This window comes from Flavobacterium urocaniciphilum (genome assembly GCF_900110615.1).
Taxonomy (GTDB): domain Bacteria; phylum Bacteroidota; class Bacteroidia; order Flavobacteriales; family Flavobacteriaceae; genus Flavobacterium; species Flavobacterium urocaniciphilum.
Window position 1 is genome coordinate 102040 of record NZ_FOEI01000004.1, and the last position, 23431, is coordinate 125470.

Consider the following 23431-nt stretch of genomic DNA (forward strand, 5'->3'; position numbering starts at 1 on the left):
ATGACAACCATAAAAACCATCACTATCTATAACGCACCTATTGAAAAAGTCTTTAACGTCAATAGAGACATTGATATTCACCAACAATCGGCAACTCAAACAAATGAAAAAGCTATTGCTGGAACAACTTCGGGTTTAATCAATAAAAACGAAACGGTAACTTGGAAAGGGAAACATTTTGGAGTTTATATCACACACCAAAGTATTATTTCTGAAATGATTTTCCCAACTTATTTTATAGACGAACAATTAAAAGGACATTTTAAAAGCTTTAAACATCAACATTTTTTTGAACAAAAAGAAAATCATGTAGAAGTCACCGATATAGTAGAATACGAAACACCATTTGGCATTTTTGGAAAAATATTCGATGCAATTTTATTGAAAAATTATCTCCAAAAATTTATCTTACAACGAAATGCTTTTTTGAAAAAATTAGTTGAGAAAAGCTAACAACAACCACCAAAAAATCGGAATGGCTTCCACCCAAAAACTGGCATAATATCTTGATCTGTTTTCATCAGCAAAGCTTAAAAAAACAGCTATTATTCCAGCAAGTATAAAGCGAAGTGCAAGATGTAAATAATTATGATTAACCGTATATAAAAAATCGATTCCTAAGAAAAGCATTAAAAGCAAGCAACCTAATAATTTTGTTTTTTCTACTCCAATTTGTTGAGGAACGGTTTGCAAATGCGGATCATCAGTATTTACATCCACAATTTCAAAAATTAAAACCAATACAAAAACAAGAATGAAACGCTGACAACACAAAATTATCATATCGGTTGTAAAAGGAATTTTCGCATTAATAAAAGGTAATACTACAGTTACTCCTACCCAACACAAACTCACAATATAAATTTTGATACCTTTCCAATTTCTAGCATTTTTTTTATTAGGAAAAAAAGGTAAAGTATAAAGCAACAATAAAATAAAAACGGAAAATCCTATATACTGAGTAATCGATTGTAATTTTAAGAAATAATAAAAACACGCCAAAGCGCTAAACAAACTCAAACCAATAATGAGCTGTAAATTTTTTTTAATGTGAATTTTTTTTAATCGCGCTAAAGCATCATATTTCACAAAATTATAACCTACAATTGTTCCAAAAAAAGCAAAGGCTTTAACATCAATATCATTAGGAATAGAAAAGAAATACATAGTCATAGCAACAAATGCATATACCGAAAATGCTACATGCAAACTACTATTAATGTAAAAATCGATAATTCTCTTAATAAATTCCATACAACAAAATTAGTCAATCTGTTAACAACAAGGCTAATTAGTTGATAAAAATCACAAAATTTCGGTTGAAAATCGATTATTTTTAGCAGATTAATAATTACTTTTGTATCCAAATTTAAAACACAACCTATTTTTTAGATAAATGAGAACAGATGCATTTGCTTTAAGACACATTGGAACTGGTGAAAAAGACCTAAACCATATGTTAAAAACTATTGGAGTTGATTCAGTAGATCAATTACTTTATGAAACTTTTCCTGATGGAATTCGTTTAAAGAAAGAATTGGATTTAGATCAACCTATGACGGAATACGAATACTTAACTCATATCCAAGAATTAGGTAAAAAGAATAAAGTTTTCAAATCATACATCGGATTAGGATATCATCCTGCAATTGTTCCTGCAGTAATTCAAAGAAATATTTTTGAAAACCCAGGTTGGTACACTGCTTATACGCCTTACCAAGCTGAAATTGCTCAAGGGCGTTTAGAAGCTATTTTAAATTTCCAAACTACAGTTATTGAATTAACAGGAATGGAAATCGCTAACGCTTCTTTATTAGATGAAGGAACAGCTGCTGCTGAAGCAATGGCTTTACTTTATGATGTTAGAACGCGTGACCAAAAGAAAAATAACGTAAATAAATTTTTCGTTTCAGAAGAAATTTTACCTCAAACACTTTCGGTTTTACAAACACGTGCTACTCCATTAAAAATTGAATTAGTTGTTGGAAATCATGAAACATTTGACTTCTCTACTGAATTTTTTGGAGCAATGTTACAATATCCAGGTAAATACGGACAAGCAACTGATTATACTGCATTCATTGCAAAAGCTACAGAAAACGAAATTAAAGTTGGAGTAGCAGCTGATATTTTATCCTTAGTGAAATTAAAATCACCAGGTGAAATGGGTGCTTCTGTAGTTGTAGGAACTACACAGCGTTTTGGTATTCCTATGGGTTACGGTGGACCACACGCTGGTTACTTCGCAACAAAAGAAGAATACAAACGTTCAATGCCAGGTAGAATTATCGGAGTTTCTATTGATGCAAACGGAAACCGCGCTTTACGTATGGCATTAGGAACTCGTGAGCAACACATTAAACGTGAAAAAGCAACTTCTAACATTTGTACCGCTCAAGTTTTATTAGCTGTTATGGCTGGAATGTATGCTGTTTATCACGGACCAAAAGGCTTACAATATATTGCAGACAAAGTACATGCATCAGCCAATACAACTGCTGAAGAATTAAATAAATTAGGAATTTATCAAACAAATACTTCTTTCTTCGATACGATTTTAGTAAAAGCAGATGCAGCTAAAGTTAGAGCTATTGCTGAAAGAAATGAAGTGAATTTCTATTATGTAGATGCTGAAACAATTTCGATTTCTTTCAACGAAACTACTTCAATTACAGATATCAACCAAATTATCGGAATTTTTGCTGAAGCGGTTGGAAAAGAATTTACTCCTGTAAAAATCTTATTACCTTCTGGTAGAATTGCTGAAGGATTAGAAAGAACTTCTACTTTCTTACAACATGATGTTTTCAACAATCATCATTCTGAAAGTCAATTGATGCGTTACATCAAAAAATTAGAACGTAAAGATTTATCGTTAAATCATTCGATGATTTCTTTAGGTTCTTGTACTATGAAATTAAATGCTGCTGCCGAAATGTTACCATTATCTATGGCTAACTGGAACAGCATCCACCCTTTTGCTCCTGTAGAGCAAGCTGAGGGATACATCACAATGCTTAAGAAATTAGAACAACAATTAAATGTGGTTACTGGTTTCCAAGGTACAACGTTACAACCAAACTCAGGTGCTCAAGGTGAATACGCTGGTTTAATGGCAATTCGCGCATATCACTTATCTCGTGGTGACGAACACAGAACAGTATGTTTAATTCCTTCATCGGCTCACGGAACGAATCCGGCTTCTGCTGCTATGGCGGGAATGGACATTATTGTTACTAAAACAACTCCTGAAGGAAATATTGACGTTGAAGATTTAAGAGCAAGAGCAATTGAATTTAAAGATAGATTATCATGTTTAATGGTAACATATCCTTCAACTCATGGTGTTTACGAATCTTCAATCATTGAAATTACTCAAATTATCCATAACAATGGTGGTTTAGTTTATATGGATGGTGCGAACATGAATGCACAAGTTGGATTAACAAATCCAGCTACAATTGGTGCTGATGTTTGTCACTTAAACTTACACAAAACGTTTGCTATTCCTCATGGTGGTGGTGGACCAGGTGTTGGACCAATTTGTGTGAATGATAAATTAGTTCCATTCTTACCAACAAACCCTGTAATTCCGGTAGGTGGAGAAAAAGCAATTACAGCAATTTCTTCTGCGCCTTACGGATCTGCTTTAGTTTGTTTAATTTCTTACGGATACATTTGTATGTTAGGTGCTGAAGGATTAACTAATGCAACGAAACATGCAATCTTAAATGCAAACTATATGAAAGCGCGTTTAGAAGCTCATTATCCAATTTTATATTCTGGAGAAATGGGACGTGCGGCTCACGAAATGATCCTAGATTGTCGTGCATTTGAAGAAAACGGAATCAAAGTTACGGATATTGCAAAACGTTTAATGGATTATGGTTTCCATGCTCCAACCGTTTCCTTCCCAGTAGCAGGAACCTTAATGGTTGAACCAACTGAATCTGAAGATTTAGCGGAATTAGATCGTTTCTGTGACGCAATGATTTCAATTCGTAAAGAAATTGCAGCTTCAAGTAAAGATGATGCACAAAACATTTTGAAAAATGCACCGCATACATTAGCGATGGTAACTGCAAACGAATGGGTTTTCCCTTATACTCGTGAAGCAGCTGCTTATCCATTAGAGTATATTGCTGAAAACAAATTCTGGCCATCTGTTCGTCGTGTAGATGAAGCGTATGGAGATAGAAACTTAGTTTGTTCTTGTGCTCCAATTGAAGCGTACATGTAAAAACAAGTTACGATTTACGATTTAATTTTTTAAAAAGTAAATAATATATAAAATCCCAAATTCCAATTTTGTGAATTTGGGATTTTTTTTGAACTATGATAAATATCAATTCTTTCAAAAAGGATTATTGTACCTTTGAATAGCATAAAAAACAATAAAATGAAAGACATCGAAACACGAGAAGATATACTTTTAATTATCAGAAATTTTTATGATCGATTACTTAAAGATCAATCTATTAATTTCTTTTTTACTAAAGCAACAGATGTTGACCAGCATTTAGAAAAACACTTTGATATTTTAGCCACATTTTGGGAACAAGCTCTATTTTTAAAAGGCGGCTATTCTAATAATATGTTTCAAATTCATAAAGATGTTCACGACAAACACCCTTTTACTCAGGAACATTTTGAAATTTGGTTGGATCATTTTTATACTTCTATTGATGAAAGTTATGTTGGCAACAAGGCCGATCAAATGAAAACCATGAGTTTAAATATGGCTACTATAATGCGAATGAAATTCAATTCATTTTAAACTCAAATTTCTGAATATCCTATTTTTCAGTTCGTATTATTACACATTTCATAATAATTCATAAATATTGAATGATAATATTAATCCAACTTGTTTAATTGTTTATCTTCATTAAAAAATCAGAAAATGAATATCAAAATAACAGGCTCAGGATCTTATATTCCAACTGAAGTTGTAACCAATTTAGATTTTGCCAAACATATATTTTTAAATGATGACGGCACAGATTTCCCACATACCAATGAAATCATCGCTCAAAAATTTTTAGAAATTACCGGAATTGAAGAAAGAAGATATGTCACCGATAATTTACTGACTTCTGATATCGCAACAATTGCTGCAAAATTAGCCATTGAAGATGCTAATCTTGACCCTGAAACTCTAGATTATATCATATTTGCACATAATTTTGGAAACGTTAAAAACGGCACCATACAAACCGATATTTTACCAAGTTTAGCCACTAGAGTAAAACACGATTTGAAAATTAAAAACCCAAAATGTGTTGCTTACGATATTTTGTTTGGATGTCCAGGTTGGGTGGAAGGTGTTATACAAGCACAAGCGTTTATAAAAGCGGGTATGGCAAAAAAATGTTTAGTGATTGGAGCGGAAACCTTGTCGAGAGTAGTTGATAGACACGATCGCGATTCGATGATTTATTCTGATGGTGCTGGCGCAACTATTCTTGAAGCTACGGATGAAGAAGGAGGAATTTTAGCTCATGAAACAGCTACTTTTTCGTTCGACGAAGCCTATTATTTATATTTTGGAAATTCATTTAACGACACTCACGATCCTGATGTGCGTTATATAAAAATGCAAGGCAGAAAAATCTACGAATTTGCTTTAAGCAATGTTCCAAAAGCGATGGCTGAATGTTTGGACAAAAGTGGAATTGATATTTCTCAGGTTAAAAAAATCCTCATTCATCAAGCCAATGAAAAAATGGATGAAGCCATTATTCAACGTTTTTATAGACTTTACAAACAATCACCACCGGAAGGCATTATGCCTATGAGTATTCATAAATTAGGAAACTCAAGTGTTGCCACTGTTCCAACTCTTTATGACTTAATGATAAAAGGAAAAATTGATAATCAGGAATTGAATAAAGGCGATGTAGTACTTTTCGCATCAGTTGGATCGGGAATGAATATCAATGCAATCGTATATAAAATGTAAAAGAGGGAAATTCCCTCTTTTTTTATTTCATTTTTATTTTAAATATTAATTAGTTTTATATACTTTCCCGTCTTTCATTACAAAAACAACTTTTCCCATAACCGTAATATCTTTTTCTGGATTACCATCAACTGCAATAATATCAGCAAATTTACCCGACTCTAACGCTCCTAATTTATCCGATTGTCCTAATAAATCAGCTGCATTTACTGTCGCTGTTTTTAATATTTCCATAAAAGGCATTCCAACTTCATTCATATAAATAAATTCTTTCCAATTTTCTCCGTGTTCATATACGCCCGCATCGGTACCAAAAGCGATTTTTACACCACTTTTATATGCTCTAGCAAATGTACTTTGAATTTTCGGACCAATTGCTAATGCTTTTGGAACTACAACATCAGGATAATAATTAGGCTTTTTCGCAAAAGCTCCAACTGCTTTTCCAGCTGCAATTGTAGGCACTAAATAAGTTCCTCTTTCTTTCATTAATTTCATCACTTCATCACTCATGTAAGTTCCGTGCTCAATTGAATGTACACCACCTAAAACTGCTCTTTTCATAGCTTCTTCACCATGACAATGCGCCGCAACTTTAAACCCGTAATCTTTTGCTGTTTGTACAATTGCTTGTATTTCTTCAATTGTAAATTGCGAGTTTTCGCCACTTTTCGCCACACTTAACACACCACCAGAAGCAGTAATTTTTATACAATCTGAACCGTCTTTATATCTTTGTCTAACTGCTTTTACACATTCGTCTACTCCATTAGCTACACCATCTTCTGGACCAGGATTTCCCATTAAATCTTTTCTATACCCATTAGTCGGATCGGCATGACCACCAGTAGTCGCAATAGATTTGCCTGCCGTAAAAATACGCGGACCTTCAATTAAACCCGCATCAATCGCATTTCGAAGAGAAATATTTACTCCAGTTCCTCCTAAATCTCTAACAGATGTAAAACCACTTCTTAAAGTTGTTTTCACATATCCAACTGATCTAAAAGCTACATCGGCATCATTTAAAGTAAATTCTTCTAAATACTGCTTAGCACTTGTTTGATGTTCAACATGCACATGCATATCAATTAAACCAGGCATAACTGTATAATTAGATAAATCATAAATTACATCAGACGACTTCGTTTCATAATTACCCGAAACAATCTTTTCAATTTTATTTTCTGAGATAATTATAGTTTGATTTTCTAACATTTTACCCGATTTTACATCAGCTAATTTTCCACACTTAATAACTGTCTTATTTTGTGAAAAAGAAATAAAAGTAACAAACAATAGGAGTTTAAAATATTTCATAGTAAATAATTTAGAAGAGATTGTTGTGGTTAGTTAAATCAAAAATACAACTATTTAATTATATTTGCAGAAATTAATTTTAATTAAGAAATGTACGAAAAAACATATCCTAGTAAGCGCTTTAACATCACTTTAGACTTTCTAAAAAAACATATTTCAACTTCAGAAACTATCTTTGATTTAGGAGTTCCTAATCCATTTTCTAAAATAATGGAAGATAACGGATATAAAGTAATCAATACTAAAGGGGAAGATTTAGATACTAACCAAGAAGCCTTACGTACTGAAAATTATGATGTATTTACAGGTTTTGAAATTTTCGAACATTTATTAAATCCGTATACCGTTTTAGAAAACGTAAAAGCGGATAAAGTTTTAATTTCTATTCCTTTGCGATTATGGTTTTCATCTGCATATAGAAGTAAAACCGACAAATGGGATCGTCATTATCATGAATTTGAAGATTGGCAATTGGATTGGTTATTAGAAAAAACCGGTTTTAAAATTGTTGATAGTGTAAAATTCACGCATCCTGTAAAAAAATTAGGATTACGTCCGTTATTAAGATGGATTACTCCAAGATATTATTTGGTTTACGCTGAAAGAATTAAGTAATCAGTCACAGTTATTAGTTTTCTGAATATGAAATACTACATTATCATTCCCGCTTATAATGAAGAAGCTTTTATGGCTTTAACATTACAATCTTTGGTAGAACAAACTGTTTTACCTTCGAAGGTTATTGTGGTGAATGATAACTCTACGGATAGAACCGCTGAAATTGTAACTTCTTACACAGAAAAGTTTCCTTTTATTTCATTAGTTCATAAAAAATCGGATGCCATTCATTTACCTGGAAGTAAAGTTATTCAAGCATTTCATGAAGGCGAAAAACACATTGACGAAAATTACGATCTTATCGTGAAAATTGATGCCGATTTAATTTTTCCAAAGAATTATTTCGAAACGATTATTAAACATTTCCAATCGGATTCTAAAATCGGAATGGCTGGTGGCTTTTGTTATATAGAGAAAAATGGCGATTGGGTGTTGGAAAACTTAACCGATAAAGATCATATTCGTGGCGCTTTAAAAGCCTATAGAAAAGAAACATTTAAACAAATTGGCGGATTAAAACCAGCAATGGGTTGGGATACCGTTGATGAATTATTATGTAAATTCTACAATTGGAAAGTGGTAACCGATGAAAGTTTACACGTAAAACACTTAAAACCGACTGGTGCGAGCTATAACAAAGCCGCACGATACAAACAAGGTGAAGCGTTTTACAGTTTAGGCTACGGATTTTTCATCACTTTTATTGCATCATTAAAATTAGCCAGCCGAAAAGGCAAACCGCTTTTATTCATCGATTACATCATGGGATTTTGGAAAGCCAAATCATCAGGAAAGCCATTATTTGTAACTGCAGAACAAGCCAAATGGATTAGAAAATATCGTTGGAAAAAAATGAAAGAGAAAATAAAAAAATAAAAATGAGAATTCTGCTTACTTTATTTTTCATTTCAATTTTAGGAAATGCACAAACTAAAAAACTAACCATTAGTTCTCGATCAAAAATTCCAATTTCTGATGCAATTTTATTAATTAATCAAACTCCAAAGTATATTACAGATAGTTTAGGAAATGTTCAAATTCATACTTCAGATTATAATAAAACTATCACAATTAGACATTTAAATTTTAAAACTGAGCGTTTTGAAAATTGGATTTCTAAAGACACACTATTTCTTGAAGAAGCAATTAAAGAAATACAAGAAATTCTGATTAAAAATTCTTCAAAAAAGGAAGAGAATATTTTATATTACCCAAAAGCTAGCACTTCAAATTTATTACCTAAAAACTTTGGAAATAGTAGCTCGATAAACAGTAACACTGAATTATCTATATTCTTTCCAATTGAAAATTATAAAGGGAAAATAATTCAAAAACTATACATTCACACCTGTGATTACAAAGTAATAGACAATATACAAAACAAGAAATCGAGTAAATTAAGAGGCGCAAAATATAGTCCGATAAAGGTTAATTTTTATACTGTCGATTCTATTTATAATGTTCCACTTAACAAAATTTTTCAAGAAGATTTCATAATAGCTTGTCAAGTTAAAAACGACTATGCCCTTTTAGAACTTTCCGTAGATGAAGAATTTGAATTTCCATCAAATGGAATTTTTGTATCTATAAAAAATCTAAGCAATACCGATTATGAAAATCTTGGTTTTATTTCTCCACCTGGAATAGAATTAATTGGTATATCTAAAAACAATAAAATAATTCCATACTTCAGATATTTACACCAAGGCGATGAAGCATTATGGCAAAAATACAACTACTTAATTAACAGAAGCAATACTTACAAAGTTGGAATTGAATTGAAAAATTAATTTTTAGATATTTTTCAAATAGACACTACTACAATTAATTTACATAATTTTACTATTTTAGCAAATATTTTAAAACAATGATGTTAATTCGATATTTAACGCAAATTGGTCGTTATTTCATTATGCTGAAAGACGTATTCAATCGTCCTGTAAAATGGAGCGCGATGAAGCAATTAATCTTAAAAGAAATAGACGATTTAATTATTGATTCTTTAGGAATTGTGTGTTTCATTTCCTTTTTCGTTGGTGGAGTTGTTGCCATTCAAACGGCATTAAACTTAACCAATCCGTTAATTCCAAAATATTTAATTGGATTTGCCACGCGTCAATCGGTAGTATTAGAATTCGCGCCAACCTTTATTTCTATCATTATGGCAGGAAAAATGGGTTCGTTTATTACTTCTAGTATAGGTTCTATGCGTGTTACCGAACAAATTGAAGCGTTGGAAGTAATGGGAGTAAACTCGCTTAACTATTTAGTTTTCCCAAAAATGATTGCGCTTTTATTATATCCATTCGTAATTGGAATAGCGATGTTTTTAGGTGTTTTTGGTGGCTATTTAGCTGGAGTGTATGGTGGTTTTGCTACTAGTCATGAATTCATTACCGGAATACAAGAAGATTTTATTCCATATCATATCGTTTATGCCTTTATCAAAACATTTGTATTTGCCTTTTTATTATCAACTATTCCTTCTTTTCATGGTTATTTCATGAAAGGTGGCGCATTAGAAGTTGGTAAAGCGAGTACGGTTTCGTTTGTTTGGACATCGGTAGTTATTATTTTGATGAATTATATTTTAACCCAATTACTTTTAAGCTAATGATTGAAGTACACGATATTAAAAAAAGCTTTGGAGACCAAATGGTTTTAAAAGGTATTTCTACAAGTTTTGAAGCCGGAAAAACGAGTTTAGTAATTGGACAAAGTGGATCTGGTAAAACTGTTTTCATAAAATCATTACTTGGAGTTCATCATATAGATAGCGGTCATATTTCTTTTGATGGCAGAATTTATGAAGACATGAATAAAGATGAAAAACGCGATTTACGTACTGAAATCGGAATGGTTTTTCAAGGTAGTGCGTTGTTCGATAGTATGACAGTGGAAGAAAACATTGGTTTTCCATTGAAAATGTTTACTAATAAAACTGCTGCAGAAATTAAAGAACGCGTTAACTTTGTTATTGATAGAGTAAATTTAATTAATGCAAATCATAAAAAACCTTCTGAAATTTCAGGAGGAATGCAAAAACGTGTGGCAATTGCTAGAGCGATTGTAAATAATCCGAAATATTTATTTTGTGATGAACCTAACTCTGGTTTAGACCCGAAAACGGCTATTGTAATTGATAATCTGATTCAAGAAATCACTAAAGAATACAATATTACAACGGTAATCAATACACACGACATGAACTCGGTTATGGAAATTGGTGAAAAAATAGTTTTCCTTAAAAATGGATTATTAGAATGGGAAGGCACTAATAAAGAAATATTCAAAACAGATAATGAAGCTGTAACAGACTTTGTGTATTCAAGTGAATTATTCAAACGCGTACGTAAAATGTACTTAGAAGATGATAAATAAAAAAGGTTGACTTTATGTCAACCTTTTTTTCTTAAACCACTAACCTAATTATTTCTTCACTACTTTTTTAGTAGCAATTGCATTATTTTCATCTATAATTTTTACTAAATAAATTCCAGACGTTAATGCTGACATATTTATTTCATTTGAATTTGATTCCATTACTTTTTGACCTTGAATAGTAAACACTTCTACTTTTGCAATTTGATTTTCAATAGAAATGTTTAAAATATCTTGTACTGGATTTGGATATAATCCTGCTTCTAAAGTATTTTGATTGAAACTTGAAGCAGTTAAAGTGTTTGTTGTATAAAGCTCTGTAATTTGTGAATCACTTAAAACATAATTGAATATTTTTAAATCGTCTATTGCACCATTAAACGTTAACTCTCCTCCAACTCCAGTCCCTAATTTGAAGATATTACTATTATTTAAAGTATTCCAAGTTTTAGGTACTGAACTTAATAATATACCGTTTTTGTATATTTTGGCATTTGTTCCATCATAAGTATAAGTAAAGAAATACCAAGTACTTACAGCGTTAGATGAATTTCCGCTTAAATTATTTCCAAAACCAAAAAACTCAACTGCTGTATTGTTAAACGACCCACCACATGCATTACTAGTATTCGATTGACCATATGAGAATGTCATATTATAGGGAGCTTGTAATACGTTTAGTTTAGCCCAAAAAGAAATTGTTCGAGCTGAATTACTATATGGTAAACTATTTATTGTTGCATTTGATCCAGTATTTACAATATTTAATGCTGAATTTGGAACACCATATCGATCAGTTGTAAATGAAGTACCACCATTACTTGAAAAAGGGTTAGTTCCATTAATATTATTATATGAATTATCAAATCTATAATCTGCAATTGCAGATGTTAATCCAGTAGTAAAAGTACCAATTGTAGATGTCGTAATACCGATTGAATTAGTAGCTTCAATTTCAAAATAATATGTTGTATAATTTGACAATCCTGTTAAATCTAAATAACCAGGAGTATTTGTATTTCCTGACGCACTAAAACCAGTAGCTTGATTAACTAAGGCACCACTTGAAAGTCCATATTTTATAACCGTTGTAGTTGCTGCATTTTTAGCGTTAACTGTATAATTAATTCTTGCTCCATTTGCAGAAGGATTAACTGAAATATTTGAAATTTCTGGTACTGCTGAACCTAAATACAATTGTGTTATTTGCGCATCTGAAATTACATAATTATGAATTTTCAAATCATCAATAGCTCCAATAAAAGACAATTCACCTCCAACTCCAACTCCTAATTTAAAAATATTATTATTATTTAATGTATTCCAAGTTTTTGGAGTACTAGTTAATAAAGTCCCATTTTTATATATTTTAGCTGTAGTCCCATCATACGTGTAAGTAAAATAATACCATGTATTGTTTGTATTCGCTGAATTTGCGCTAAAATTATTCCCATAACCTAAAAACTCAACAATTGAACTATTAAAAGATCCACCACAAGCACTACTTCCACTCGACTGACCATAAGAAAAAGTCATATTATACGAAGGCCACATACTTGTTGTTTTTGCCCAAAAAGAAATTGATCGTGGACTATTTCCATATGGAAGACCAGGTATTACTGCTGTAATTCCAGTATTATTAATTGACAATGCAGAATTAACATTTCCATTTCTATCTGTTGTGAATGAAGTTCCTGAATTAGCAGTAAATGGATTATTATTATTTATATCCGAATAACCAAAATCGAATCTATAATCTGCAATTAAAGAATTTGGTAATGAAGCAGTTGTAAAATTTCCAATTGTACTCATTGTTGTCCCAACTGAGTTTGTGGCTTCTACTTGATAATAGTATGTTGTATTAGGCAACAAACTTGGAATATTAACAGTTGAAGGCGTATCAGTTGTACCAGAAGCAGAATTCCCAACAACTTGACTAGATAAATTACCACTAGTTAAACCATATCTAACCAATGAAGTAGTTGTATTTCCCCAAGCATTTAATGAATAATTAATTGTTGCACTATTGCTTGTTGTAGGTGTTGATGAGATAGAAATTGTAGGAGCACCACTTAATGTGGTAAATGAGCCTGTTCCAGAATAAGATGTTCCTGATGCATTATCGGCTCTAAATCTAAAATAATAAGTAGTATTTGGTGTTAAACTATTCAAATTTCTTACGGTTACCCATGTACCAGAAGAATTTGAACCGCCTCCAGCAGTAGGAGCTAATGCAACATTTCCAGCATTTCCAGTTGCTAACTGATAATAAACAGTAACCGATGTGCTTGAAGTTATAATATTACTAATAGTTGCAGATGTCATTGTAATGTTATAACTCTGTAAATTAGTATCAAAAGTTGCAAGTTGTGCTTTCACCGTAGAAAACACCAACATAAACAGAAGAGGTAAAAAAGAACATAATTTTGTTTTCATAATTGTCTCATTAAAAATTTTCTGTAAAATTAGTAGTCCAATTCAGGCAAAACCGACTCAGTTTACCAAACCCTATTTTGAGTTAATGAAAATTTAAAAACTACAAATCGACACAATTCCTATACTGAAAAGTTATTTTCATTAACTTGGTTTATGGTATATTTGTTATATATCTATATTTGAACAAATTTTATAATTGAAGGCAGTATTACGCATATTTTTATTATTTATATTCCAATTTTCGGTTGGACAAAATCCTTATTTCAATACCATAAATAAATCTCAAGGATTACTTTCTAATAGTGTTTATGATATATTTCAAGATAAAAACCATACAATGTGGTTTGCCACTGAAAAAGGATTATGCAGCTTTAACGGATATACTTTTCAATATTTCAGTCAGAATGAAATGACTTCAAAAGCAGGTTCCTGTATCCAGCAAGATAAGTTTGGACGAATTTGGTATGAAAATTTTGACGGCTATTTATATTATATTGAAAACAATTCTCTAAAAAAATTAAATCAAAAAAAGTCGATTGGTTACTTCAAATTCGGATTAATAAATAATCAATTATATGTGATAAATGAAAAAGCAATTGATATTTATGATTTGAAGAAATTACAATTAAAAAAATCTATTGCTATTAATGCCAAAGAAATAAAAACTTTATTTTTTAATGAAGATACCATCTACATTTTTACCGATAAACTCATTGTTATTAAAAATGATAAAATTCAAAGCGTTCTTGACTTTCCAATTGATTTTTTAGATAATTTCAATTCCATTTTGGTTGAAAAATCAAATAACGGATTATTAATAGCTTCAAAATTCACAAAATATTACTATCATTTTATTGATAATAAATTTCACAAAAAAGAATTAAATATTAGCAATACAATTATTCAAAATCTAAGTTGGTGTAATAATAAAAACTGGTTGTGTACTACAAACGGCATTATTGAACTAGATGTAGCAAACAATTCTACCACTGAATTTTTCAATGGGAATAATATTTCTTATATCTACAAAACCAAAAACAATAACTTTTGGATTTCCACACTAACTGAAGGCTTGTTTTTTATTGAAGATTTCAACACCAATTTTATTAGTTCTAACGAAAGTTTAACTTCTTTATATTTTGGAAATAACGAACTCTTTATTGGAACTAAAAACGATAAAATATATTCATTTCAAAATAACAAACTAAATACAATCTATACTGGTAAAGAAAACCATCAAATCGGACAATTATTCTTCGATACTTTTAACCAACAATTATTTTTTACGTCTTCAAAATTTGGACTACTCAATAAAGATAAAAAACTGACCAAAGAATTAGCTATTGCCGTAAAAAACTCGTGCGCTATAGATCCAAAATACATTTCATTTGCAGCCAGTAGTTCTTCTGGAATATTTAAAACTAATAGCAATTCGAAAAGCGAATGGGATTTTGTTTTTTCATCTTTTAATCAAAATAAAAATTCTGAATACAATAACATTATTTTAAACGCAAAAGGAAAAGCTACAGCTTATAACAATAAGTATAAAGTAATATATTATGCTACAAATAATGGATTGTATGGTGTTTCAACATCTGGTAAAATTTTTGAATTGAAATTAAACAACAAATCATTAATTGTTACAAAACTGACTTCTTCAAAAGATAAAATATATGCTTGTAATAATGATTTAAACATTTATGAAATTCAAAACCAAAGCATTAAAGAAATTGCACTTGATAAAAATATAGATAAAGAGTCAGTTGAAAAATACATATTAAAAGACAATTTACTTTTTATCATTACTAATAAGTACATTTTTGAATATAATCTATCTTCAAAAAAATTAAGACAAATTATCCACATCAATAATAATATTGAAGTGAATGACATTGTACTTAAAAACAACAATTATTACATTTCTGCAGATAGAGGTTTAATAATTAAGAAAATGGAAAACTATTTTCGACCTAATCCGTTCTTCAAAATTGAAGCCTTAAAAGTGAATAATAAAAATATTGATTCATTAAGATTGAACGATTTAGCTTATAATGAAAACAATATTCAAATTAAATATCAATTTTTATCACCAACACCTTTTGAAGACCACGAGTTAATTTATAGAATTAATAATTCACCTTGGCAAAAAGCCAATATTTTGAATACTGAAATAGTGTTGAACTCTTTAAATTATGGTGCATATACCATTGAATTTGTTCTGAATTCTGATTATAAAAATTCTAAAAAAATAAATTTCACAATTAACCGCCCTTTTTGGTTACAATTACCTTTTATCCTTTGCGCATCATTGTTGTTAATTGGATTCGCTTATTGGTTATACCGTAAAAACATTGCAAAAATTGAAAAACGAAATCAATTAGCTTTAGACAAAATTAATTTGGAGAAAAACGTAAACCAGTCCAAATTAAAAGCCATTAAATCGCAAATGAATCCGCATTTCTTTTACAATGCTTTAAACACATTACAATCGTATATTTTATCCAACGAGAAAAAAGAAGCGATAGAATATTTATCGAAATTTTCAAATCTAACTCGAACCATTTTAGAAATGACGGAAAAAGATTGGATAACCATTTCAGATGAAATAAAAACCCTAACGTTATATTTAGATATTGAAAAAGCACGTTTTGAAGATGATTTATTTTACTCCATAAAAGTGACAAAAGAAATTGATGCTGAGCTCACAAAAATTCCATCCATGCTCATTCAGCCGTATGTAGAAAACGCCATAAAACATGGATTACTTCATAAATCAGATAAAAAAAATCTAACTATTGAATTTTCAAAAATTGAAGAGTTTTTAGAAATAAAAATCGACGATAACGGAATTGGCAGACAAAAAAGCAATGCTTTAAATCAGATTAAAAACAAAAATCACCAATCCTTTGCTACCAATGCATTGCAAAACAGAATTGACTTATTAAATCAATACAACCAAAAAAACATTTCGATAGAAATTATCGATAAATACACCATAACAGAACAACCTTCAGGAACAACCGTAAAAATAAAAATACCAATTGAACAATGATACAGGCAATTATTATAGATGATGAAAAAAGAGCAAGAGTTAATTTGACTTTACTTTTGAATGAATATTGTTCAGATGTGAAAATTATTGCTGAATGTGAAAATTTACCTGAAGGCGTAAAAGCCATCAGAAAAAACAAACCCGATTTGGTTTTTTTAGATATTGAAATGCCGGGGCATAGCGGACTAGAATTATTAGATTTTTTTGATGAAAACGAAATATCTTTTAAAATCATTTTCACTACGGCTTATCAAGAATATGCCATACAAGCTTTTAAATTTTCAGCAGTAGATTATTTATTAAAACCAATTAATCCAACTGAACTAACTGAAGCTATTATTCGCTTTTCAAAGGAAAAAGAAAAATCAGCTAACTATGCTTTATTGAAAGAAAATTTGAAACAAGATTCTTTCAAAAAAATTGCCATTCCATCTGGAAATAGTTTGGTATTCATTGAAACTGAAAAAATCATTTACCTTAAAGGGGAAGGTGCGTATTCGGAAATAGTATGTATCAATAATGAAAAGCATTTGGTTAGTAGAAATTTGAAAAACTTTGAAGAAATACTTTGTTTACAAAATCAAACATATTTTAATAGAATTCACAAATCATATATTGTAAACACAAATTTCATTAAAGCTTATAATAAATCGGATGGTGGAAGTGTAGAATTAACAAATGGCGTTCATTTACCAATTTCCAACGAAAAAGTGGCTTCTATTTTAGAAACGATTCAATTAATTCGAAGATAACGGTTGCATTTCAAATCCAACTTTTTTTAAATCTTCCCAAAAACTAGGATACGATTTAGAAACCACTTCGGCATTTTCTATTTGAATACCAACTTTTAAAGCCAATGGAGCAAATGCCATTGCCATTCGATGATCTTGATACGTGGCAATACATATGTTTTCATATAGTAGTTGAGATGCTTTTAAATGTAAAGAATCGTTAGTTACAGTTATTTCAGCGCCAAGTTTAGTCAACTCAACTTTTAATGCCTCTAACCTATCCGTTTCTTTAATTTTTAGGGTATGCAAACCAAACAAATCGCAACCGATTCCTAAACCGAAACAGGTAACCGCAATAGTTTGTGCGATATCCGGACAATTGTTTAATTGATAATTTACAATTGATAATTTATTATTCTTAGTTTTGGAAATCGTGATTGTATTGTTTTCATTGAATACAGTTTCTACTCCGAAATCTTTATAAATTTCAGCTAAAACAGAATCGCCTTGCAAACTATTTTCTTTATAACTTGAAAGTGTAATTTCAGTTCCGATTTCAGATAATGCCACAATAGAAAACCAATACGAAGCAGAACTCCAATCCGATTCAACAACTAATGTTTGAGTAGTAACTTCCCTTTTTGGAGCAACTTTAATTATATTATTTTCAAAACTTGTATCAACACCAATTGACTGTAATAAGACTAATGTCATGTTGATATAGGGAATTGAAGTTATTTCACCTTCCAATGTTAATTCCAATCCATTTTCCAATTTAGGAGCGATTAACAATAAGGCAGAAATATATTGACTACTAATATTAGCAGGTAATGAAACTTTTGATTGACTTAATTTTTTTCCCTTAATTTTTAAAGGCGGAAAACCTTCGTTATTTTGATACGAAATATCGGCACCTAATTGATTCAAAGCATCCACTAAAATTTGAATAGGGCGTTCTTGCATACGAGAAGAACCGGTTAAAATCACTTCGTTTCCTTCTTGAATGGCAAAATATGCTGTTAGAAATCGCATGGCCGTTCCGGCGTGGTGAATATCAAATTGCTCGATGCTGGATGTTGGAAGTTGGATGCTTTGCAATGTTTTTTGCATAATATCTGAATCATCCGAATTAGAAGTATTTTCTAATTGTAAATTGGGAAATATGGCTTGCAATAATAGCAAACGATTGGTTTCCGATTTTGAACCTGTAATTGAGATTTCAGATTTTAGATTTACGATTTTGGATTTTAGTAGATGCAGATTCATTAGTGAGAAACAAATTTTAAACCAATTATAGATGCTATTAATGAGAACATAAAAAATATTCTCCAAAAAGTGGCTGGTTCATTAAACACTAAAATCCCTATGATTGCACTTCCAATTGCGCCAATACCTGTCCAAACCGCATAAGCCGTTCCAATAGGTAATTCTTTTGTGGCTTTTACTAATAATAGCATACTGATGGTTAAGCAAATTAAAAATCCGCCATACCATAGCATGGAACTATTACCTGAAGTTTCTTTTGCCTTGCCTAAACAAGTGGCAAAACCGACTTCAAATAAACCTGCTATTATTAGTAAAATCCAGTTCAAGTTATTTTAATTTATCGTTGTTTTTATGACGATCTTTATCGCGTTCCGATTTTAAATTTAATTTTTTATCAAAAGCTTCTTGTAGATTAATTCCGGTTTGATTCGCCAAACATAAAACCACAAAAACCACATCCGCTAATTCTTCGCCTAAATCTTTGTTTTTATCTGATTCTTTTTCTGATTGTTCGCCATAACGACGTGCAATAATACGAGCCACTTCACCAACTTCTTCGGTTAGTTGCGCCATATTAGTTAATTCATTGAAATATCGAACGCCATGGTTTTTAATCCAATTATCAACATCAAGTTGAGCATTTTGTATATCCATTTTATTGTTTCTTTTTGAATTTTGGTAAAATTACTGTGTAAAAAACCGACATTACAATCCCAAAAACCAATCCGAATTTCAATGATTTTATCCAATCATGAAATTGCAAGTAATTAATTAAAACAGTACAAATTGCACCGTTAAACAAAAACTCTAAAAAGGCTTTTTTAAGATTGTTATTGTTCATTTATACTTTGTTTTTACTATCAATTATTATTGTTACTGGCCCGTCGTTAATTAAACTTACTTTCATATCGGCTCCAAATTGTCCTGTTTGAATCTTTTTACCAACTTCATGTTCCAAAAGTTGTACAAATTGTTCATACATAGGAATGGCAAAATCTGGTTTTGCAGCTTGAATATAACTCGGTCTGTTTCCTTTTTTAGTAGAGGCATGTAATGTAAATTGACTTACAACAATAATATCTCCATTACAATCTTTTACTGAAAGATTCATAACCTCATTTTCATCTGGAAAAATTCTAAGATTGGCAATTTTTGAAACGAGCCATTTACTATCTTCTACAGTATCAGCATCTTCGATTCCTACCAAAATTAGCAATCCTGTATTTATATTGGAAACTATATTTGAATTAATGGTAACTGAGGCTTCAGAAACCCTTTGAATTACAACTTTCACTAATTTAAATTTATTTTACTTGTATCAAAATGTTATGATATTAAAACATAACAACGTAAAGTTCATAAAAATATTACAAAAAAATAGAATTGTAAATAGATTTTTTTAACAAATTTTAACTTTTTCGTGATTCGTCACTTGCTTTACGATCGGCTTCAAAATTATCGTTTCGATAATGTTCGTCGTCACCTTCTAAAATTTTCAAGTAACTATTATAACGCGACCAAGCTATTTCATCATTATCTAATGCTTCTTTAACCGCACAATTAGGTTCTTCTTTGTGTAAACAATTATTGAATTTACAATTTTCTTTTAAAGCAAAAAATTCAGGAAAATAGTCGGTAATTTCATGTTTATCCATATCAATCATCCCATAACCTCTAATTCCAGGAGTATCAATAATTTTTGCATTAAAGGACAAATCAAACATTTCAGCAAAAGTGGTAGTATGTTGCCCTTGGGAGTGAGCATCTGAAATTTCTTTTGTTTTTAAATTTAAAGTAGGTTCAATGGCATTCACTAAAGTAGATTTTCCTACTCCAGAATGTCCAGAAAAAATTGATGTTTTGCCAACCATCATTTCTTTTAAAGCATCTAAACCTTTCGATTCAGTTGCCGAAACACGAAGGCATTTGTAACCTATTTTTGAATAAATGTATTGCAAATACAATTGTTCATCGGTTGTTGCTTCATCAAATGTGTCAATTTTATTAAACAATAAAACTGCTTCTATTCCATATGCTTCAGCAGTAACTAAAAACCGATCAATAAAACTTGTAGTTGTAACAGGATTATTAATGGTGACTATTAAAAAAATAATGTCCACATTAGAAGCTAAAATATGCGTTTGTTTGGAAAGATTTACTGATTTACGAACAACATAATTTTTTCGATCGTGAATATTGGTAATTACACCATTAACTTCATCAACCGTTTCGTCTAAATCGAAATCTACCACATCACCAACCGCAATTGGATTGGTACTTTTTATTCCTTTGATACGGAATTTACCTTTGATACGACAATTGTAAAACTGATTATCTTCAGCTTTCACTACATACCAACTTCCGGTAGATTTATATACGATTCCTGTCATTCAATTTTTGAAGTTAGAAATTAGCCAATTAGTTTTTTACTAATCTTTATCTCTAATTATTTATTAATAGCAAAGATAGTATTTCTAATTTTAATTTTTGTTAATTATTTTTTCTTGATGCGCAATACTTTCTTGATGTATGGCTTTATAAATTTTCAAAACAAATTCTTCAGTAAGTCCTTTTTCTTCACCATCTAAAATCATTCTTCCTAAAATTTCATTCCAACGTTTATTTTGTAAAATGGCAACATTTTTCTCTTTTTTCAATAGACCAATTTTTTCAGCCAATTTCATACGTTTTCCTAAAATCTCAATCAACTTCGTATCCAATTCATCAATATAAGCACGTTGTAAAGCCATTTCTTTATTCCATTCTGCATTTTCATCTGTTTCTTTACGCATCTTTAAATCGATAAAAATTTGTTTTAATGTAGCTGGCGTAACTTGTTGAGCGGCATCACTCCAGGCTTTTTCTGGATCAATATGCGTTTCAATAATTAAACCATCATAATTTAAATCTAATGCTTGTTGTGAAACTTCTTGAATCATATCACGTTTTCCTGTAATATGTGAAGGATCACAAATTAGAGGCAAATTGGGAAATTTATTTTGCAAATCGATTGCAATTTGCCATTCTGGATTGTTTCTAAATTTCGTTTTTTCATACGTAGAAAATCCTCTATGAATCACTCCTAATTTTTTAATACCGGCATTATACAAACGTTCTACTCCTCCAATCCATAATGATAAATCGGGATTTACAGGGTTTTTAATCAACACTATTTTATCTGTATTTTGAAGCGCATCTGCAATTTCTTGTACCGCAAAAGGATTAACAGTTGTACGAGCACCAATCCACAAAACATCAATATCATGTTCTAAAGCTAATTTTACATGCTGAGCGTTGGCAACTTCAATAGCCATTAACAAACCTGTTTCCGCTTTAGCTCTTTGCAACCATTTTAAACCAATTTCTCCAACACCTTCAAAACCTCCTGGACGTGTTCTTGGTTTCCAAATACCCGCACGAAAGATAGATACATCAGAATTTTTCAATTCATGTGCAATTTTCAGTACTTGCTCTTCTGTTTCAGCACTACACGGACCTGCAATAACTAATGGATGATTTAAATTAAAATCAACTAACCATTGTTTATGTTCTTTTGTAATTTCCATACTTTTTTAAATAAAAAAATCCCGAAAAAATCGGGATTAACTAACTTATATATAACACATAGTAATCCCTAGCGAAAAGTATTCCACCAAGCAGCTACCATATTTAATTTGTTTTTTAACATCGTTACAAATATATAAAATATTTAATAACTTAAACTTACTAAGCCATTATCCTGAACAATTATTTGTCCGGTTATCCCATTTGAATCATCAGAAAGTAGAAAACAAGCTGTTTTGGATACATCTGTTGGATTTAAAATTCTCTTTAGAGGATGCTTAGCTATTATGTTTTCTTTTATTAGTTCAGATCTCAAAATTCCCGAAGCTAATGGTGTATCAATCAATGATGGTGCAATGGCGTTTACTCTAATTTTAGGTGCAAATTCTGCAGCAAAACTTTTAACCAATCCTTCTATCGCACCTTTTGAAGCAGCGATGCTTGCGTGAAAGGGCATACCAGATTGAACGGCAACAGTACTAAACATAACAACACTTGCCAATTCAGATTTTTTTAATGCGGGAAGATAATATTGAAAGGCTTTTATGGCACCTTCAACATTTATGGCATAATCGGATTTAAAATCATCCAAACTTAATCGATGAAAAGGTTTTAAATTTATACTTCCTAAGCAATACACTAATCCATCTAACGATTCTAGCTGTGGTAATTCATCGTTTAGAGCATCTAATTGATACCAATTCCCATTAAAGGAATAAGTAGGATTCGTTCTTGAAATTACATGACAAAAATTTCCTTTTTCAGACAATTCTTGTACAATTTGTTCCCCAACTCCTTTACTTCCGCCAACAATTAAGTAATTCTTCATCTTTTACTAATTTTATTTTGACTTATAGTTCTTTGTAATTTACTTTTAAAGTTACCTTTTATAAATTCTCTGAGTTTTAAATGTTTTGTTTTTCTGCCTTGAACTCTAGCTCTCCAAAGTTTAAAACTTGATTTTTTTAATTGAAGTCGCATTAATTCAATTACTTCTTTTTCAGCCAATCCAAATTGTATCTTAATAGCCTCAAAAGTTGTCCTATCTTCCCAAGCCATTTCAATAATTCTATCAATTTCAATTTCTTTTAATTGATTCAT

23 protein-coding genes are annotated in these 23431 nt (G+C 30.7%); 11 read left to right on the forward strand and 12 right to left on the reverse strand.

The annotated features are described in order from the left end of the window. The gene (locus BMY86_RS08640; protein WP_091467734.1) at nt 1-453 is read left to right on the forward strand and encodes an SRPBCC family protein; all 453 of its coding nucleotides are present in this window, start codon (nt 1-3) and stop codon (nt 451-453) included. Here BMY86_RS08640 and BMY86_RS08645 read toward each other — a convergent pair. Further along, the gene (locus tag BMY86_RS08645; protein WP_091467736.1) at nt 436-1254 is read right to left on the reverse strand and encodes a UbiA prenyltransferase family protein; all 819 of its coding nucleotides are present in this window, start codon (nt 1252-1254) and stop codon (nt 436-438) included. The two genes, BMY86_RS08640 and BMY86_RS08645, sit on opposite strands and share 18 nt — an antisense overlap. Nucleotides 1255-1396: 142 nt before the next feature. Here BMY86_RS08645 and gcvP point away from each other — a divergent pair, with 142 nt between their 5' ends. From gcvP to BMY86_RS08660, 3 genes are all read left to right on the forward strand, one after another. Continuing rightward, nucleotides 1397-4240, forward strand: coding sequence for an aminomethyl-transferring glycine dehydrogenase (gene gcvP / locus BMY86_RS08650; RefSeq protein ID WP_091467739.1), 2844 nt, complete (start codon nt 1397-1399; stop codon nt 4238-4240). Nucleotides 4241-4399: 159 nt separating this feature from the next. Further along, a complete protein-coding gene (locus BMY86_RS08655; RefSeq protein WP_091467741.1) occupies nt 4400-4777 on the forward strand; it encodes a group III truncated hemoglobin in 378 nt (125 codons plus the stop codon). A 126-nt stretch (nt 4778-4903) separates the two neighbouring features. After that, the gene (locus BMY86_RS08660; protein WP_091467743.1) at nt 4904-5962 is read left to right on the forward strand and encodes a 3-oxoacyl-ACP synthase III family protein; all 1059 of its coding nucleotides are present in this window, start codon (nt 4904-4906) and stop codon (nt 5960-5962) included. A 45-nt stretch (nt 5963-6007) separates the two neighbouring features. Here the strand turns inward: BMY86_RS08660 and BMY86_RS08665 are convergent, their stop codons facing one another. Continuing rightward, nucleotides 6008-7282: a metal-dependent hydrolase family protein gene (locus BMY86_RS08665; RefSeq protein WP_091467746.1), complete on the reverse strand. Its 1275-nt coding sequence runs from the start codon at nt 7280-7282 to the stop codon at nt 6008-6010. Between the two features lie 90 nt (nt 7283-7372). On the opposite strand from BMY86_RS08665, the gene BMY86_RS08670 reads away from it, so the two are divergent. The 5 genes from BMY86_RS08670 to BMY86_RS08690 all read left to right on the forward strand — a co-directional run bounded on the left by BMY86_RS08670 (nt 7373) and on the right by BMY86_RS08690 (nt 11281). Next, nucleotides 7373-7897, forward strand: coding sequence for a class I SAM-dependent methyltransferase (locus BMY86_RS08670; RefSeq protein ID WP_091467748.1), 525 nt, complete (start codon nt 7373-7375; stop codon nt 7895-7897). Between the two features lie 27 nt (nt 7898-7924). Further along, nucleotides 7925-8776 carry a glycosyltransferase family 2 protein gene (locus BMY86_RS08675; protein ID WP_091467751.1) on the forward strand — a complete coding sequence of 284 codons (852 nt, stop codon included), beginning with the start codon at nt 7925-7927 and terminating at the stop codon, nt 8774-8776. 2 nt (nt 8777-8778) lie between these two features. Beyond that, complete coding sequence (locus BMY86_RS08680) at nt 8779-9690, forward strand: hypothetical protein (RefSeq protein WP_143065631.1); 912 nt, start codon at nt 8779-8781, stop codon at nt 9688-9690. Nucleotides 9691-9767: 77 nt separating this feature from the next. Continuing rightward, nucleotides 9768-10514 (forward strand): MlaE family ABC transporter permease, encoded by a 747-nt coding sequence (locus tag BMY86_RS08685; protein ID WP_091467755.1) that lies wholly within the window; start codon nt 9768-9770, stop codon nt 10512-10514. Then, entirely contained in the window at nt 10514-11281 is a 768-nt protein-coding gene (locus tag BMY86_RS08690; protein WP_091467758.1) for an ABC transporter ATP-binding protein, read from the forward strand. Before BMY86_RS08685 ends, BMY86_RS08690 begins: the two co-directional genes overlap by 1 nt. 48 nt (nt 11282-11329) lie before the next feature. Here BMY86_RS08690 and BMY86_RS08695 read toward each other — a convergent pair whose 3' ends face one another. Next, a complete protein-coding gene (locus BMY86_RS08695; RefSeq protein ID WP_091467760.1) occupies nt 11330-13717 on the reverse strand; it encodes a LamG-like jellyroll fold domain-containing protein in 2388 nt (795 codons plus the stop codon). A gap of 196 nt (nt 13718-13913) precedes the next feature. On the opposite strand from BMY86_RS08695, the gene BMY86_RS08700 reads away from it, so the two are divergent. Together BMY86_RS08700 and BMY86_RS08705 are read left to right on the forward strand one after the other, a co-directional pair. Next, a complete protein-coding gene (locus BMY86_RS08700) occupies nt 13914-16769 on the forward strand; it encodes a sensor histidine kinase (protein ID WP_091467763.1) in 2856 nt (951 codons plus the stop codon). Further along, on the forward strand, nt 16766-17521 hold the full coding sequence (locus BMY86_RS08705) for a LytR/AlgR family response regulator transcription factor (protein WP_091467765.1): 756 nt from the start codon (nt 16766-16768) through the stop codon (nt 17519-17521). Before BMY86_RS08700 ends, BMY86_RS08705 begins: the two co-directional genes overlap by 4 nt. Here the strand turns inward: BMY86_RS08705 and aroA are convergent. The 9 genes from aroA to BMY86_RS08750 all read right to left on the reverse strand — a co-directional run bounded on the left by aroA (nt 17507) and on the right by BMY86_RS08750 (nt 23431). Then, on the reverse strand, nt 17507-18766 hold the full coding sequence (gene aroA, locus BMY86_RS08710; protein ID WP_091467768.1) for a 3-phosphoshikimate 1-carboxyvinyltransferase: 1260 nt from the start codon (nt 18764-18766) through the stop codon (nt 17507-17509). The genes BMY86_RS08705 and aroA overlap by 15 nt on opposite strands. Then, a complete protein-coding gene (locus BMY86_RS08715; protein WP_091467771.1) occupies nt 18766-19092 on the reverse strand; it encodes a DMT family transporter in 327 nt (108 codons plus the stop codon). Before BMY86_RS08715 ends, aroA begins: the two co-directional genes overlap by 1 nt. 1 nt (nt 19093) lies before the next feature. Further along, nucleotides 19094-19420, reverse strand: coding sequence for a nucleotide pyrophosphohydrolase (locus BMY86_RS08720; protein ID WP_091467774.1), 327 nt, complete (start codon nt 19418-19420; stop codon nt 19094-19096). 1 nt (nt 19421) lies between these two features. Next, nucleotides 19422-19607 (reverse strand): hypothetical protein, encoded by a 186-nt coding sequence (locus tag BMY86_RS08725; protein WP_091467777.1) that lies wholly within the window; start codon nt 19605-19607, stop codon nt 19422-19424. Next, a complete protein-coding gene (gene dtd / locus BMY86_RS08730; protein WP_091467779.1) occupies nt 19608-20060 on the reverse strand; it encodes a D-aminoacyl-tRNA deacylase in 453 nt (150 codons plus the stop codon). It abuts the gene before it with no gap. A gap of 115 nt (nt 20061-20175) precedes the next feature. Then, entirely contained in the window at nt 20176-21156 is a 981-nt protein-coding gene (gene rsgA / locus BMY86_RS08735; RefSeq protein ID WP_091467781.1) for a ribosome small subunit-dependent GTPase A, read from the reverse strand. Nucleotides 21157-21246: 90 nt separating this feature from the next. Beyond that, nucleotides 21247-22332: a bifunctional 3-deoxy-7-phosphoheptulonate synthase/chorismate mutase type II gene (locus BMY86_RS08740; RefSeq protein WP_091467784.1), complete on the reverse strand. Its 1086-nt coding sequence runs from the start codon at nt 22330-22332 to the stop codon at nt 21247-21249. A gap of 143 nt (nt 22333-22475) precedes the next feature. After that, nucleotides 22476-23159: an SDR family NAD(P)-dependent oxidoreductase gene (locus tag BMY86_RS08745; protein ID WP_091467786.1), complete on the reverse strand. Its 684-nt coding sequence runs from the start codon at nt 23157-23159 to the stop codon at nt 22476-22478. Further along, on the reverse strand, nt 23156-23431 hold the full coding sequence (locus tag BMY86_RS08750) for a TIGR03643 family protein (RefSeq protein ID WP_091467789.1): 276 nt from the start codon (nt 23429-23431) through the stop codon (nt 23156-23158). Before BMY86_RS08750 ends, BMY86_RS08745 begins: the two co-directional genes overlap by 4 nt.

Coding starts and splice junctions, on each gene's coding strand:
- BMY86_RS08665 (WP_091467746.1), bottom strand. CDS start 7,282: ATGAAATATTTTAAACTCCTATTGTTTGTTACTTTTATTTCTTTTTCA.
- BMY86_RS08720 (WP_091467774.1), bottom strand. CDS start 19,420: ATGGATATACAAAATGCTCAACTTGATGTTGATAATTGGATTAAAAAC.
- BMY86_RS08690 (WP_091467758.1), top strand. CDS start 10,514: ATGATTGAAGTACACGATATTAAAAAAAGCTTTGGAGACCAAATGGTT.
- BMY86_RS08645 (WP_091467736.1), bottom strand. CDS start 1,254: ATGGAATTTATTAAGAGAATTATCGATTTTTACATTAATAGTAGTTTG.
- gcvP (WP_091467739.1), top strand. CDS start 1,397: ATGAGAACAGATGCATTTGCTTTAAGACACATTGGAACTGGTGAAAAA.
- BMY86_RS08740 (WP_091467784.1), bottom strand. CDS start 22,332: ATGGAAATTACAAAAGAACATAAACAATGGTTAGTTGATTTTAATTTA.
- BMY86_RS08725 (WP_091467777.1), bottom strand. CDS start 19,607: ATGAACAATAACAATCTTAAAAAAGCCTTTTTAGAGTTTTTGTTTAAC.
- BMY86_RS08660 (WP_091467743.1), top strand. CDS start 4,904: ATGAATATCAAAATAACAGGCTCAGGATCTTATATTCCAACTGAAGTT.
- BMY86_RS08695 (WP_091467760.1), bottom strand. CDS start 13,717: ATGAAAACAAAATTATGTTCTTTTTTACCTCTTCTGTTTATGTTGGTG.
- BMY86_RS08675 (WP_091467751.1), top strand. CDS start 7,925: ATGAAATACTACATTATCATTCCCGCTTATAATGAAGAAGCTTTTATG.
- BMY86_RS08685 (WP_091467755.1), top strand. CDS start 9,768: ATGATGTTAATTCGATATTTAACGCAAATTGGTCGTTATTTCATTATG.
- BMY86_RS08670 (WP_091467748.1), top strand. CDS start 7,373: ATGTACGAAAAAACATATCCTAGTAAGCGCTTTAACATCACTTTAGAC.
- BMY86_RS08655 (WP_091467741.1), top strand. CDS start 4,400: ATGAAAGACATCGAAACACGAGAAGATATACTTTTAATTATCAGAAAT.
- aroA (WP_091467768.1), bottom strand. CDS start 18,766: ATGAATCTGCATCTACTAAAATCCAAAATCGTAAATCTAAAATCTGAA.
- BMY86_RS08705 (WP_091467765.1), top strand. CDS start 16,766: ATGATACAGGCAATTATTATAGATGATGAAAAAAGAGCAAGAGTTAAT.
- BMY86_RS08680 (WP_143065631.1), top strand. CDS start 8,779: ATGAGAATTCTGCTTACTTTATTTTTCATTTCAATTTTAGGAAATGCA.
- BMY86_RS08745 (WP_091467786.1), bottom strand. CDS start 23,159: ATGAAGAATTACTTAATTGTTGGCGGAAGTAAAGGAGTTGGGGAACAA.
- BMY86_RS08640 (WP_091467734.1), top strand. CDS start 1: ATGACAACCATAAAAACCATCACTATCTATAACGCACCTATTGAAAAA.
- rsgA (WP_091467781.1), bottom strand. CDS start 21,156: ATGACAGGAATCGTATATAAATCTACCGGAAGTTGGTATGTAGTGAAA.
- BMY86_RS08750 (WP_091467789.1), bottom strand. CDS start 23,431: ATGAATCAATTAAAAGAAATTGAAATTGATAGAATTATTGAAATGGCT.